Genomic DNA, 14,050 nt, shown 5'->3' with positions numbered 1-14,050 from the left:
CGCGACCGGTGCCGTGCCCGGGCAGGCCCGGGGGCCCGGCCGTTTCCCGTACAGGCTCGTCGCCACCGACCTCGACGGGACGCTCCTGCGCTCCGACGACACCGTCTCGCCGCGTACGCGCGCCGCGCTCGTCGCGGCGGCCGAGGCGGGCGCGCCGCACATCATCGTGACGGGGCGCGCGGTGCCGTGGACGAAGAAGGTCCTGGAGGAGCTGGACTACCAGGGGCTCGCGGTGTGCGCGCAGGGCGCACAGGTCTACGACGCCGGGAGCGGGCGACTGCTCACCTCGGTGACGCTGGAGCGCGGGCTCGCCCGGCGGGCGATCGAGCTGATCGAGGAGCACACGGGACCCCTCGCCCTCGCCGTGAGCCGGGACGGCCTGAACGGCGACGTCCTCACCGGACCCGGCTACCGGGTCCAGGAGGGCGACCTGACCTCCATCCGGCTCGACGACTCGGAGCGCTTCGCCGCGCTGTGGGACCAGCCGATCAACAAGGTCTACATCCAGCACCCCGAGCTGAGCGACGACGCCCTCGCCACGGTGGCCGCCGAGATCGCGGGCCGGCTCGTGGGTGTGGTGATGGCCGGGGAGGGAATCGTCGAACTCCTGCCGCTCGGTCTCACCAAGGCCACCGGCCTCTCTCTCGCCGCCCGCCGTCTGGGCGTCAAGGCGTCCGAGACGATCGCCTTCGGCGACATGCCCAACGACATCCCGATGTTCCGCTGGGCCACCCACGGCGTCGCCATGGCGGACGCCCACGAGGACCTGAAGGCCGTAGCCGACGAGATCACGCTGTCCCACGACGCGGACGGGATCGCCGTGGTGCTGGAGCGGTTGCTCGGGGCGTGAGAGCGCGGCGGCCGAGGGCCTGAGCCGGGGCTTGCGGCGGGCGCGGGCCGTCTGGGGTCGCGCGCGGTTTTGGGCACACCCGTACGCCGCGGGCGGGTGTGGCGTACGGGTCAACCCCAGGGGGTGGGCGGTCCGGGGCGACAAGCGCACCAAGACCGCCCCGGGCGGGTCGCGCGGAGCTCGACGGAGCGGAGGTGGTCGACTCCGGAGCTGCTCGGACGCGAGGGTCCGCCCTTCGGGAGCGTGGGGGACGCGGAGGTCCGCGCCACGTTCCACTCCCCGTGGAGACCGGACTCGGGTGAGGGGTCCGGCACGCACAACTCTGCCCGCCCCCGCCCGCCCGCGCCAGGTCTTTTTCATTACGTTTCGGCTGCCTTCCCGCCCCGGTCGGAGAACTCCGACGACGGCGCCGGGCACGGCCTGAAGTCCCGGGCGGGAGGATGAGCGGTTTCCCCGGGCGGGGAGAGAGCGTCATCCGCGTCGGCTCAGCCGTCCCCGCGCCGCTTCCTCCGCCTCCGCGCCCGCCGGGAGCGGCTGAAGAACCAGCCGGCCGGGGGCTCGTCGGCACGCCACGGCTGAGGCGACGGCGGGCCGCCCTCCTCGCGCCAGCGGGCGGCGAGCATCCGCGCCCGCGCAGAGGGTTCCGCGGTGCCCGCGGCCCGGATGAAGTCCATGTCGAACTCCACGTCGTCCCAGTCCCCGCCCTCGTCCGCGCCTTCTTCGGCTTCCGCTTCCCCGTCACCGGTCCGGGCCTCGCGGGCCCCGGTTCCCTCGCGCCCGTCGCCCGCTCCGGAGCCGTCCACCCCCGTACCCGTACGGGGATCAGTGGCCTTCCCCTCCGCACCGGAACCCGTCTCCGCGTCCCCGCGGTCCTCCGCCTCAGGGCGGGCCGAGCGGTCCGGCTGTTCCGGGGGTGGGCTGTCGTGTCCGGTCATGGGTTCCGCTCCTCACGAGTCCGGGGACCGGCGGCGGGTCGTCTGCACGGGCCCGGCACGATGAGTGCATTGGGCACACTTCATACCGATCCGTCCCTTCTCCTCCAGTGTCGCGCGCACGACATCAAAACGGCGTGAGTACCCCGGAGCACCACCCCGGCCTCCCGAACCCCCTCCGGGAAGCACCGTGCGCCGCGCCCGCGCCCGGGTCCGCCTGCGCGAGCAGCCGGGCAGGCGGCGCGAGCAGCCGGAGTGCCCCGCACGAGCCTCCGAGGCGCCCGCACGCGGCCCGCCCGCCCCGCGCGAAGCCGGAGCACCCGCCCCCGGCACGTCCGCCCCGCACGAGCCCCTGGCCACCCGCGCGCCGCCCCGGAGCAGCCCGCTGGAGCCCGCTACTCCTCCCCCGCCGCGAGCTTCAGGCTGCGCAGCTTCTGACCGGCGTACCAGGTGGCGAGCACCGTCACCGCGACGAGGAGCACGATGCCCACCGGCAGGCTCACGTCGGAGCTGACCAGGTCCGGTCGTCCCACGACCTTCTCAGCGAGCGCGAGCGCCCACTGCTGCACGCTGAGCGTCCGCGCCCCGGCGACGAAGGAGCCGAAGAGGGCCTCCCAGACCAGCGCGTAGACGAGCCCGGCGATCACCGCGTGCCGGGTGATCGTGCCGAGGAGGAGGAAGATCGCCGCGTAGGCGATGGAGGCGACGAGCGCGGCGACGGTGTAGGCGACGGCGAGTTGCTGGCCGTTGCCGTTGAGGATGAGACCGGCGATGAGCGTGGGCACCGCGGCGAAGGCCATGGTCACGGCGATCGCGACGATCAGCTTCGTGAAGATGATCGTCGGCCGCTTCACCGGCTTGGCGAGCAGGTAGAGCACGGAGCCGTCGTCGATCTCGGGGCCGATCGCGCCCGTACCCGCGATGACGCCGATGATCGGGACCATCGTGGCGAGCGCGAAGCCCCCGAGGACGTTGCCCGCCGTGCTGTTGTCGGCCCCGGCGAGGACGCGGGTGAAGACGGCGATGACGAGGAGGAGGACGGGCAGGACGAAGAGGATGAGCGCGCGGCGGCGGCCGAGCAGTGCCCGGTAGGTGAGCCGGGCGACGGTGGGGTGGTACATCGGACTCCTTCCGGCCCGCTAGGCCGCGACGAGGTAGGAGAAGACGGATTCCAGCGACTCGTCGGACGGCGAGACGGTGAGCAGGCGGATGCCGCCCGCGCGGGCGACCTGCGGGAGCAGCGTGGTGAAGCGGGCGAAGTCCACGGCCTGGACGAGCAGCGCGTCCTCCTTGAGGTCGACCTCGATACCGGCGGTCGACGGGTCGGCGATGAGCGCGGCGGCGAGCGCCCGGTCGTCGCTGGAGCGCACGAGGTAGCGGTGCGGCCGGTCGGTCATCAGGCGGCGGATACGGCGGAAATCGCCGCTCGCCGCGTGCCGCCCGGCGACGATCACCTCGATGTGCGAGGCGAGTTGCTCGACCTCCTCCAGGATGTGCGAGGAGAAGAGCACGGTCCTGCCCTCGTCGCCCATGCGCCGGAGCAGGTCCATGAGCTGCATCCGCTGGCGCGGGTCCATCCCGTTGAAGGGCTCGTCGAGCAGCAGCACGGACGGCTCGTGCACGAGCGCCGACGCCATCTTGACGCGCTGGCGCATCCCCTTGCTGTACGTGGAGATCTTGCGGTCCTGCGCGTACTCCATCTCGACCGTGGCGAGCGCCTTCGTCGCCGCCTTGTCGTCGAGCCCGTGCAACTCGGCATTGGCGACGACGAATTCGCGCCCTGTGAGGAAGTCGTACATGCCCTCGCGCTCGGGGACGAGACCGATCGCGCGGTAGCTCTCCTCGTTGCGCCAGATCGGCGTGCCGTCGAGGGTGACGGTGCCGCCCGAGGGGGCGAGGAAGCCCGCCATCATGTTGATGAGGGTCGATTTCCCCGCGCCGTTGGGCCCGAGCAGCCCGGTGACGCCGGGGCCGACGGTCATCGAGACGTCGTTGACGGCGACCACGTTGCCGAACCAGCGCGAGGTGTGGTCGAGGTGGAGGGTGGTCACAGCACGGCCTTTCGGTAGCGGCGCAGCAGGAGCGAGTAGCAGCCGGCGACGAGGCCGAGGACCAGGAGCAGGAAGACGAGGCCCTGCGCGACCGAGAGGTCCTCTCCGCCCGGCCAGGCCGGGGTGGCGCCGAGGAAGGCGGTCTGCACTCCGTCGATGAGCGTGATGGGCGAGAAGAGCCCGAGCCAGGAGACGGCACTGCCGCTGCTCTGCGTGTAGGCGATGCCCTGGAGGGTGCTCACGGCGCCGTAGCTGATGGTGAAGACGGCGATGACGGCGGCGACACCGAAGCCGCGGCGTGGGGTGATGGCGGAGACGACGAGCCCGATACCGGCGAACAGGAGCGAGAGGAGCGCCACGGAGACCAGTCCCTGTGCGAAGCCCTTGGTGTGCTCCGCGACGTCGAATTTGGCGAGGAGCGCCCCGATGTACATCACGAGCAGCGGGGTGCCGGTGAGGACGAAGAGGGCGGTCGCCGTCGCGGCGAACTTCGCGCCCACGTAGTCCGCGGCCTCCAGGGGGCGGGAGAAGTAGAGCGGCATCGTCCTGAACCGCAGGTCGTGCGAGACGGCCTGGGGTGCCTGGGCGGCGAGGAAGAGGCCGATGATCGCCTGCATGATGATCGCGTACCGCGTGTAGTCGAGCGGCAGGTCCGTGAGCTTCGCCTGGATGGTGACGGCCGCGATGATGCCGGCGACGAGGACCATGACGCCGAAGAGCAGGAGGGGCAGCACCTTGGACTTCGCGGCACGGCCGAGGCCGAAGCTGCCGCGCAGGGACTGCGCGTAGAGCGCGCGGCGGATGGCGGTGCGGCCCAGGCGGGGGCCGTCGTAGTGGCGGTAGCCGATGTCGTGGATCGTCGAGGACCCGGCGGGGCTTGTCATCGGTTCCGCACCTCCTGCGGGGACGGGCCGGCGGCTGCGGCGGCGGACGGGGAGGACCCGGTGGGCTGGGGCAGTGCGGGGGCGCCGCGGTCCGGCGCCCCGGTGGCGGCGGGCGCCCCGGAGCGGAAGACCTCGGCGATGTGGTGGCGGCGCTGTTCCATGCGGACGAGGCCGAGACCGAGGTCGGCGACGGTGTCGCGGACGAGGTCGTACGTCTGCTCGCCCGCGGCCTCCAGGAGCAGGATGTGGCCCGCGCCCGGCAGGCCCTGCTCCGCGGGCCCCTCGGCGAGGGCGATCCCGGCGGCGGCGAGGGCCTCGCGCAGCGCCTTGGTGCCGTCCGGGTGCGCCTCGGAGTCGGTGACCTCGACGGCCAGGGTCGTCGTGGTCTGCGTGAAGTCGCTCGTGGAGCTGGAGCGCAGCAGGGTGCCGCCGTCGATCACGACGACGTGGTCGCACGTGCGCTCCAGTTCGCCGAGCAGGTGCGAGGTGACGAGGACGGAGATGCCGAAATCGGCGTGCACACGGCGGATGAGGCCGAGCATGTCGTCCCTGCCGACGGGGTCGAGCCCGTTGGTCGGCTCGTCGAGGAAGACGAGTTCGGGGTCGTGCACGAGGGCCTGCGCGAGCTTGACGCGCTGCTTCATGCCCGTCGAGTAGCCGCCCATGGGGCGGTAGCGCTCTTCGTAGAGGCCGACGTGGCGCAGGGTGTCGGCCGTGCGCTCGCGCGCGGCGGTGGCGGGGAGCCCCGCCATGCGCGCCATGTGGACGACGAACTCGGTCGCCGAGACGTCGGGCGGCAGGCAGTCGTGCTCCGGCATGTAGCCGACGCGGCGGCGGATCTCACCGCCCTGGCTCGCGACATCGAGTCCGAGCACGGCGGCACGACCCTCGGTGGCCGGGGACAGGCCGAGGAGGATCTTGATCAGGGTGGATTTACCGGCCCCGTTGGAGCCGACGAGCCCGGTCACCCCGGGCCCGACCTCCACGGTGAGCCGGTCGAGTGCGGTCACCTTGGGGTACCGCTTGCTCAGGCTTTCGGTCGCGATCACAGTCACAGCGAAGACGCTAGTGGCCCGGCCCCCACGCGTCGTCAACCTGTGGATTGGTCTTCGGCTCCCTCTCGGGTACTACGGGCCCCCTAAGGGTCCTGCGGGGTCAGGGCGGAGGCGACCGCTCCCGGCCTGCGGTTTCGCCCCCGTCGCACCTGTGAAGGAAGGTTTCCGCAGCTCCCTCGGGGTTTCCCGGGGTAACACCTGGGTCTTGACGCGGACGGCACGGGGTTGCGACGGTCGTCACCGGAGCCGGACCCGCACGGGTCCGCCGGACGGACAGGGGGCAGGGTGCCTGAACGACGAGCGGAAGAGGGTACGGGGCGGGGCGACGGCGCCGCGGGTGAGGCGGCGGACGTGGGCGCAACGGCTGAGGCGGGCGGCGCGGGGGCGGCTGACGGCGCGGCGGACCGTACGGGCGGGGCGGGCGCGGCGGACCGTACGGGCGGCGCGGGCGCGGCTGAGGGTTCGGCGGACCGTACGGGCGGGGCGGGCGGCCCGGACCGTGCGAGCCGGGCCGGTGCCGGGGACCGTACCCACGCCGACTCCGGGGACCGTACCCGCACCGGCGCCGGCCCGGACCGCGAGGGCGAGGCGTCCGTGCCGCCCACCGGCGTCCGCGAGCGCTGGGTGGAGACCGGCGGCGTGCGGCTGCGGGTGCTCGAACGCGGGGACGCGGCGCGGCCCACCGTGCTGCTCGTGCACGGCTACCCGGACTCGCAGGAGGTCTGGGAGGAGGTCGCGGACCATCTCGCGGACCGCTTCCACGTGGTCACCTACGACGTGCGCGGACACGGCGGCTCCAGCGCACCGCTGCCCCTGCGCGGCGGTTTCACGCTGCCGAAGCTCACCGACGACTTCCTCGCCGTCGCGCACGCGGTGAGCCCCACGCGACCCGTGCACCTGGTCGGCCACGACTGGGGCTCCGTGCAGGGCTGGGAGTTCGCCACCGTGGGCCGTACGCAGGGCAGGATCGCCTCGTTCACGTCGATCTCCGGGCCCTCGCTCGACCACCTCGGCCACTGGTACGCCGCGCGCGGCAAGCACCCGAGCCCCGAGGGACTGCTCCAACTCGTCGACCAGGGCCTCAAGTCCTGGTACATCGGCGCTCTCCACCTGCCCCGCCTGCCCGAACTCGCCTGGCGCGGGCCGCTCGGCCGGGCCTGGCCGCGCCTGCTGCGCCGTACCGAGAAGCTCGCTTCGACCACGTACCCGACCGCCTCGCTCCCCTCCGACGCGGCGAACGGCGCCTGGCTCTACCGCGACAACATCCTTCCCCGGCTGCGCAGGCCGCGCCCGGACGCCTTCGCCCACATCCCCGTGCAGCTCGTCGTCCCCACGCGCGACGCCTTCCTCTCCCCCTACCTCTACGACAAGGTCGGGGACTGGACCCCGCGCGGGCTGCGCCGCCGCGCTGTCCCCGCGAAGCACTGGCTGCCGCGCTCACAGCCGAAGCTGCTCGCCGGATGGATCGCCGATTTCGTCTCGGAGCGCGATGAGTTGAGGGAGCACACGGAGTGAGGAGGGCGGGCCAGGACGTCAAGGCGCCTGTTCCCACAGCCTGTTGATGGCGCATCACACAACCGCGCACCGCGAGCGCGCAATTGGACAAGTGCCACATATCGCAGGCCAGTTATCCACAGAAGCGCCAATATCCCTGTGGATAAGTCGAGTTGCTTGTGGATCAAACCTGTTCAGCCATACGAGTGAGGCAAAAACGCGGTGCGATCTTACTGATCCGATGGTCTGCTGATACGCATGAGCGAGAAGCGCTTACCGAACGAATCGCCGAAGACGGGCACGACAGGGCCCGCCAGTGAAGGCGTGCCCGAGGACGCCCTCGACCGCGGTCTCGTCGCCCTTTCCCGCTTCCTCTCCCGCCACCTGCGCCACGCGCCGGACCGCATCGGCATCACGCTCGACGAGGCCGGATGGACCGCCATCGGCCCGCTCCTGGACGCCGCGGCGCGCCACAGCCTGCCCGCGACGCGCACGGATCTGGCCCGGGTCGTCGCGGGCAACGACAAGCGCCGCTTCGCCGTCGAGGGCGACCGCATCCGCGCCCAGCAGGGCCACTCGGTCCCCGTCGACCTCGGTCTCGTACCGCTCGCGCCGCCGCCGTACCTCTTCCACGGCACCCGGCCCGCCGCACTCGCCGCGATAAGGGCGGAAGGTCTGCGCCCCATGACGCGGCACCACGTGCACCTCTCCGCGGACCGCGCGACCGCGCGCCGCGTCGGGGCACGGCGCGGCAGGCCCGTCGTCCTCACGGTGAGCGCGGGGCGGTTGCACGAGGACGGGGCCACGTTCCTGCGCTCGGGCAACGGCGTCTGGCTCACCGCGCACGTCCCACCCGGCTACCTGCGCTTCCCGGACGCGCGGTCGGGCTGAGTCCCGGTCAGCCGTTGCCCTCGTCGGCCGAAACGGTCCGGAAAGCGCCTGAAGCAGCCGTCCCGCACGGGAGAATCACCGCATGAGCGAGTCGCCAGGAACCCACGCCCCCACGCCCGTGCCCGCCGTGCGCACCACGCCGCTCGACGCTTACCTCGGCCGGCTCGCCGCGCGCGAGCCGGCCCCCGGCGGCGGCGCGGCGGCGGCCGTGCACGCGGCGCAGGGCGCGGCGCTCGTCGCCATGGTGGCGCGCTACTCGACGGGCCCCGCCTACGCGGCGCACGCCGAGGCCATCGCGCGGATCACCACGGAGGCCGACGACCTGCGCGAGCGCGCGCTGACCCTCGCCGACGAGGACGCCGCCGCCTTCACCGCCGTGACGGACGCCTACCGGCTCCCGAAGAACACGCCCGCGGAGAAGTCCGCCCGCTCCGGCGCCATCGCGGCGGCGCTGCTCGGCGCGGCGACTCCCCCGGCCACACTCCTGTCCCTGACGGAGCGGATCATCAGCCTCGCGGAAGAGCTGCTGCCGGTGGGCAACCCGAACGTCGTCACCGATGTCGCCGCCGCGGCCGAAGCCGCGCGCGCCGCCGCGAGCACCGCGCGCGTCAACGTCGAGGTCAACCTCGGCGGTATCAAGGACGCGGAGGCCCGCGAGCGCCTCACCGCGACCCTCGGGCGCACCGGCCCTCTCCTCGCCCGCGCCGAGGCGGTCACAGCCGAGGTCCGGAACCGGCTGCGGCCCTGAGCGGGACCGCTCCCCGTACATACCGCCACGGGCGCCGCCCTCCGCGCCTGCCCGACGCCCGCCCCACCCTCCGCATCTGCCCGCGCCGCCCAAGCCCCACCGCGCCACCCCCCTCCCCGCACCGAGGAGCCTTCATGAACGCCCCACTGAACCCGGCCGGTACCGAGAGCGGCGAAGGCGCCCGCTCTCTGTCGGGGAAGGCGCTCGCCGCCTCGCTGCGCGAAGGGACGCGCGCCGCCGTCGAGGCCGCGCCCGAGGCCGGGAGAGTGCCGAAGCTCGCCGTCGTGACGGCGACCGACGACGAGTCGAGCGCCTGGTACGTGCGCTCCCTGGTCTCGGCGGCCGGGAAGTCCGGGCTGCTCCACGAGGTCGTCCACCTCGGTCCCCGGGCGAGCACGGAGGAGGTACGGGACGCGCTACGCGGACTCGGCGAGGACACCTCCGTGGACGGCGTGATCCTCCAGACCCCGCTGCCCGCGGGCGTCGACGCGCGGGCGCTCGCCGAGGCGGTGCCGCCGGCGAAGGACATCGACGGCGCGAACCCGCTGTCGCTCGGCCGTCTCGCCGCCGGGCTGGCGGCCTTCGCGCCCGCGACCGCCGAGGCCGTGATCGCACTGCTCGACCACTACGAGATCCCGCTGCGCGGGGCGCGGGCGGTCGTCGTGGGGCGTTCCACGGTCGTCGGCAAACCGCTCGCGCACCTGCTCCTCGCGCGCGACGCGACCGTGACGGTGTGCCACTCGCGCACACGTGACCTGCCCGAGGTCACGCGTGAGGCGGACATCCTGATCGCCGCCGCGGGGCAGCCGGGTCTCCTCACGGCGGAGCACGTACGCCCCGGCGCGATCGTGATCGACGTCGGCACCAACCCGACCCCGGACGGCGGCCTCACGGGCGATGTCGCCCCCGGCGCGGCACGCGTCGCCGGAGCGCTCAGCCCCGTTCCCGGCGGCGTGGGCCCGGTGACGACGGCGGTGCTGCTCGCCCACGTGGTGCGGGCGGCGCGGGAAGCGGGGATCAGGGAGGGCCTGCGGGGTTGAGCCGCGGCGGACTGTCGCGCGCGATGTTCCACGTGAAACATCGCGGCACGCGAGGAGGCCGAGCGATCAGGGCAACCGTGGGGACGGGCCTCACACAAGAGTGCGGACAGGCGCACGGTCCACCTCGTAAAGTCCTCTCATGCGTCTGAGTACTGTCATCCTCCCCGTGAACCGCTGGTCGGAAGGAGGCCGCGCCCAGTGGACGCGTGCCGAAGACCTCGGCTTCCACACCGCGTACACCTACGACCACCTCTCCTGGCGCACCTTCCGCGACGGCCCCTGGTTCGCCGCCCTCCCCACCCTCACGGCCGCCGCCACAGCCACAACCAGGCTGCGCCTGGGAACGCTCGTCACGTCGGTCAAGGCTCGTTCACCTATCACGGGGTGAGCTGCTGTGTTTGGCCACAGCTGACCCCATGCACGGCAGAGGCGGCCCGAATCACGCAATCGCGAGACAACGGTGTGGTCATCGTCCTAGGGTGTTAAGCGTGGTAGTTGGTGAGGATGCCCAGCTCAAGGGCTTTTCGGGAGCACGTAGAGCCAAGCAGTGGCTCGAGAGCACCATGCGCATTCGTACCGCCTACGCAAACACGGACTCCCCGTCCTGTGGGCGCCGTCTAACCGTGCCGTGGCCGCATGGAGGTCAAACGTTCTCCTTCGACCTGGGAGGAGCCATGCGCGGCGAGCCTTATGATCACGACGCCTTCTGCGCGGAGATTAAGAACTACAGCCAGCCTGGCGATCAGGGAGTTCAGTACGACGCCTTCCTCGCTAAGTGCTATGTCGCCGCTCAGGCCGGACATCACCTAAGCGATCACTTTATGTGGATCACCTGGGCACCATTTCGCGCGAATTCTTGGGCCACACTGCAGTCGTCGACACTGGTGGAGTCCGCCGTTCTACAAAATTGCGAACGCATTTTTGGCACCACCGATCTCGATCAGGCCAAAGGGAAGCTCGATCGTGCTCTCGCGCAATCTGTCGCCGAAAGGCTTTGGCTGATCGTGCTCTCGGACAAGCAGGAGACGCTTGTGCCGCTCAAGGATTGGGAAGCCATCGTGGCGGGTGAGCTCACACGCAGGGGGGATGGCTCATGGTGAACGTCGTTGAGCAATTGATCGCGCAGGCCATGGATCAACCTAACGACCGCATCATGGTCGACGGGGTCAAAAGCGCGGTGGCTAACCACTTCAGGAGATTGGATCCGCACGCCACAGTCACCTTGACTGAATTTTTTAATCACACACATGTGCCCGACATGGTTGTGCAGTGGCCTACTCAGCCACGCACCCCGCGAAGGTTTATCTATCTGCGGACCACTGCAAACGAGCATGAGTTGCAAGATGACTTGGAGCGCCTCCCAGCGACCGAGAGCCCTGTATTGCTGACTCTTGGGCGATTTCCAGCTCAGCGCGCTTCAGTGGAATCATCTCTCCGCCGAGCGATAGACCCGAAACTACTACTTGACACCCCGGCACTCGATGCTCTCCAGCCACAGGTTGAGCGTCCGAACCTCCCCCAACTGGTGTCGCGGTCCGTACTCGAAGGCGGGCGAGGCAAGCTCGACGGTCCTGAAACCGAGCGGTTTGTTGCCACTGTTGCTAGGGGTGCCGAGGCGGCACGCACAGGAGACACAGAGCCAACTCGTGAGGCTATTGATGCCCTTACAGGCCAGATGACCGTTGACGTCTCTGACCGTATGGCGGCCTTCCTAGCCGCGCTCTGGCAGGGTGGTGGGGCCAGCCTTGCCAGTTTCCCTGGTCCGCAGAGGCTCCTCGGCCAGCTTGACGAGACAGCGCTGACGTATTTGCTGGAGTCCGAAGCGATTCCGGACACGCGATTCTGGAATCGCGTGGTCCGCATGCTAAGCCTCCCCACGCTGCTACGGACAGCCGTTTCCGACTCGGAGAACCTGCAGCACCTGATGCGGCAGGCAATTCAATCGTGGACAAGTCGTGTCTGCATGATTATGCCCGAGTCGGCTCCTTCAGATGCAGGCCCATGGCGGTGGGGGATCAGGGCAGGTCGACTGATCCTGCAGGCCCCGGGCTTCCAGGTCATGGCTGCTCAATCCAGGCGCCAACTGCCAACAGCGGAGGAGCACGACCTTCCCCTTCTAAACGAAATTAGAGCTCGCGCCGCTCGATTCAACATCCCGCTCACTTCCCTGAGTATGGTGGTCACCGATCGCCACGTGGGGTATGGCGGTCCGGGAGACGACATTTCCCGGGACGTGCAACTTGACGGAATCAGCAGTGCTCTTGGGCAGGCGGAAGGCGTAATTGAGGCTGACGCGAAAGTCGCCTCCGGTGTGACACTGCAATGCGCCTTTGGGACTCGGACGGCCAGTGCGCGCGGTGCACGCACGCAGGTACGTCTCGACACACTATTTGGCACGACGGTCCGTATGTTGTTGCCGCTCTCGGATGACGAGGCCGAGCAGATTGCAGACCTACTGGGGGCCCAGGGTCCGCCGCCTGACCAACCTTGGACTCAGCCGACGTTCGACGGTGTGTAGGTCAGACGAGCGCGCCATCGTGTCCTCAGCTAAGAAGCCCGATGGCCTCAGTAGCGATCCGCTCGAAGACCGCCAGATCCACAGCGAAGTCCGAGTCCGGGATCGGCCAGTGGATGGCGATCTCCGTGAAGCCGAGTTCCTGGTGGCGGCCCGCGAAATCGACGAACGCGTCGAGCGAGGCCAGCGGTCCGTTGCGGTCGGGGGTGAAGCCGTGGAGGAGGATCTTGTCGAGGGCGGCGACGTCGCGGCCTGCGGCCTCGCACGCCGCGCCGAGGCGGGCGATCTGGCCGCGGAGGGCCTCCCGCGACTGCTCCGGTGTGCCCTCCTCGTAGAGCTTCGGGTCGCCGGTCGTGACCCATGCCTGGCCGTGGCGGGCGGCCAGCTTCAGGCCGCGTGGGCCGGTTGTCGCGACCGCGAAGGGCAAGCGGGGGCGCTGGACGCAGCCGGGGATGTTGCGGGCCTCCTCGGCCGAGTAGAACGTGCCCCGGTCCGTCACCGCGTCCTCGGTGAGCAGGCGGTCGAGCAGCGGTACGAACTCGCCGAAACGGTCAGCGCGCTCCTTCGGCGTCCACGGCTCCTGGCCGAGCGCCGTGGCGTCGAAGCCGTTGCCACCCGCTCCGATGCCGAGGGTGACCCGGCCGCCGGAGATGTCGTCGAGCGAGATCAGCTCCTTGGCGAGCGTCACGGGGTGGCGGAAATTTGGTGACGTGACGAGGGTGCCCAAGCGCAGGCGATCCGTGGCGGTGGCGGCGGCGGTGAGAGTGGGCAGGGCGCCGAACCAGGGGCCGTCGCGGAAGGTGCGCCACGAGAGGTGGTCGTAGGTGTACGCCGTGTGGAAGCCGAGCTCTTCCGCGCGCTGCCACTTCGCGCGGCCTCCCTCGTGCCAGCGGTCGACAGGGAGGATCACGGTGCTCAGGCGCATGCTCATGCGGCCGAGCCTACGCCGGGGACCGAGCCGTCCCAGCTCCGCGGCTCGCGCGCGGGCCGGCACCCGCACTTGCGGCTGAACGCGCCGTGCCGACTTTCACCGCTCGTATGCCCACGCCCTTCCCGTCTGCCGGTACTTCTCGACGGGGATGGGCTCGACGCCCGCTGCCATACGAGCGGTGTAGAGCAGGCCATCAAGGTGATCGATCTCGTGGTGGATCAGGCGGGCGATTCCGCGTTCGTAGGTGGTGGTGGCCACTTGGCCGTCCAGTGTGCTGGCCTCCACGGTGATCCACAGCGGGCGGGGGACCATACCCCGCACGTCGAAGAAGGACAGGCAGCCCTCGAACTTCTCGTCCGTCTCGTCGGAGCGGTCGGTGATCCGCGGGTTGAGCAGGACGATCGCCGGAGCGTCCGGGGCAGCGGGCCGGACGATGGCAGCGGCCCGGCTGATACCGATCTGCGGTGCCGCGAGGCCCATGCCCTTGGCGAAGGGGTGGACTTGGCCGATGCGCTCCATCGCGGTGAACAGCTTCTCGACGACTTCCTCGGCGGCCTCGCGCTCGGCGGGCAGGTCGAACGGTCGGGCGGGCTCGGCGAGGATGGGGGCGCCCTCTTGGACGACGCCGAGGTCACGCATCTGCAGGCTGGGCCGCACCT

At 70.9% G+C, this 14,050-nt stretch carries 13 protein-coding genes and 2 pseudogenes; 8 read left to right on the top strand and 7 right to left on the bottom strand.

Translation table 11 applies throughout. The annotated features are described in order from the left end of the window. Window positions 1-13: 13 nt before the first annotated feature. Window positions 14-850, top strand: coding sequence for a Cof-type HAD-IIB family hydrolase (locus IF99_RS0110580; RefSeq protein ID WP_030996139.1), 837 nt, complete (start codon window positions 14-16; stop codon window positions 848-850). Between the two features lie 485 nt (window positions 851-1,335). Here IF99_RS0110580 and IF99_RS35580 read toward each other — a convergent pair whose 3' ends face one another. The 5 genes from IF99_RS35580 to IF99_RS0110555 all read right to left on the bottom strand — a co-directional run bounded on the left by IF99_RS35580 (window position 1,336) and on the right by IF99_RS0110555 (window position 5,766). Then, entirely contained in the window at window positions 1,336-1,785 is a 450-nt protein-coding gene (locus IF99_RS35580) for a hypothetical protein (protein ID WP_030996138.1), read from the bottom strand. Window positions 1,786-2,177: 392 nt separating this feature from the next. Continuing rightward, window positions 2,178-2,903 (bottom strand): ABC transporter permease subunit, encoded by a 726-nt coding sequence (locus IF99_RS0110570; RefSeq protein ID WP_030996137.1) that lies wholly within the window; start codon window positions 2,901-2,903, stop codon window positions 2,178-2,180. A gap of 18 nt (window positions 2,904-2,921) precedes the next feature. Continuing rightward, a complete protein-coding gene (locus IF99_RS0110565) occupies window positions 2,922-3,833 on the bottom strand; it encodes an ABC transporter ATP-binding protein (RefSeq protein WP_030996136.1) in 912 nt (303 codons plus the stop codon). After that, window positions 3,830-4,717 carry an ABC transporter permease gene (locus IF99_RS0110560; protein WP_030996135.1) on the bottom strand — a complete coding sequence of 296 codons (888 nt, stop codon included), beginning with the start codon at window positions 4,715-4,717 and terminating at the stop codon, window positions 3,830-3,832. The genes IF99_RS0110565 and IF99_RS0110560 overlap by 4 nt, the downstream gene beginning before the upstream one ends. Beyond that, entirely contained in the window at window positions 4,714-5,766 is a 1,053-nt protein-coding gene (locus tag IF99_RS0110555) for an ABC transporter ATP-binding protein (protein ID WP_030996134.1), read from the bottom strand. The genes IF99_RS0110560 and IF99_RS0110555 overlap by 4 nt, the downstream gene beginning before the upstream one ends. Window positions 5,767-6,366: 600 nt before the next feature. On the opposite strand from IF99_RS0110555, the pseudogene IF99_RS0110550 reads away from it, so the two are divergent. The 7 genes and pseudogenes from IF99_RS0110550 to IF99_RS33930 all read left to right on the top strand — a co-directional run. Continuing rightward, window positions 6,367-7,266: pseudogene (locus tag IF99_RS0110550) on the top strand (alpha/beta fold hydrolase); the annotation flags it as partial. Between the two features lie 258 nt (window positions 7,267-7,524). Next, complete coding sequence (locus IF99_RS0110545) at window positions 7,525-8,157, top strand: RNA 2'-phosphotransferase (protein ID WP_420705660.1); 633 nt, start codon at window positions 7,525-7,527, stop codon at window positions 8,155-8,157. Window positions 8,158-8,275: 118 nt separating this feature from the next. Next, entirely contained in the window at window positions 8,276-8,905 is a 630-nt protein-coding gene (locus tag IF99_RS0110540) for a cyclodeaminase/cyclohydrolase family protein (RefSeq protein ID WP_078655045.1), read from the top strand. A 134-nt stretch (window positions 8,906-9,039) separates the two neighbouring features. After that, the gene (locus IF99_RS0110535) at window positions 9,040-9,945 is read left to right on the top strand and encodes a bifunctional 5,10-methylenetetrahydrofolate dehydrogenase/5,10-methenyltetrahydrofolate cyclohydrolase (protein ID WP_051703434.1); all 906 of its coding nucleotides are present in this window, start codon (window positions 9,040-9,042) and stop codon (window positions 9,943-9,945) included. 139 nt (window positions 9,946-10,084) lie between these two features. Then, window positions 10,085-10,327, top strand: a pseudogene (locus tag IF99_RS0110530) (LLM class flavin-dependent oxidoreductase); the annotation flags it as partial. Window positions 10,328-10,433: 106 nt separating this feature from the next. Beyond that, a complete protein-coding gene (locus tag IF99_RS33385; RefSeq protein ID WP_158716589.1) occupies window positions 10,434-11,045 on the top strand; it encodes a hypothetical protein in 612 nt (203 codons plus the stop codon). Further along, the gene (locus tag IF99_RS33930; protein WP_158716588.1) at window positions 11,039-12,463 is read left to right on the top strand and encodes a hypothetical protein; all 1,425 of its coding nucleotides are present in this window, start codon (window positions 11,039-11,041) and stop codon (window positions 12,461-12,463) included. The genes IF99_RS33385 and IF99_RS33930 overlap by 7 nt, the downstream gene beginning before the upstream one ends. Before the next feature lie 25 nt (window positions 12,464-12,488). Here IF99_RS33930 and IF99_RS0110520 read toward each other — a convergent pair whose 3' ends face one another. Then, entirely contained in the window at window positions 12,489-13,391 is a 903-nt protein-coding gene (locus tag IF99_RS0110520) for an LLM class flavin-dependent oxidoreductase (RefSeq protein ID WP_030996127.1), read from the bottom strand. Between the two features lie 96 nt (window positions 13,392-13,487). After that, entirely contained in the window at window positions 13,488-14,048 is a 561-nt protein-coding gene (locus tag IF99_RS0110515; protein WP_234340644.1) for a peptide deformylase, read from the bottom strand. Window positions 14,049-14,050 lie beyond the last annotated feature (2 nt).

The organism is Streptomyces sp. NRRL F-5630 (assembly GCF_000719475.1).
In the GTDB taxonomy this organism is placed as follows: domain Bacteria; phylum Actinomycetota; class Actinomycetes; order Streptomycetales; family Streptomycetaceae; genus Streptomyces.
Note: the sequence above shows the minus strand (reverse complement) of the source record. Positions and strands in the feature narration are given on the sequence as shown.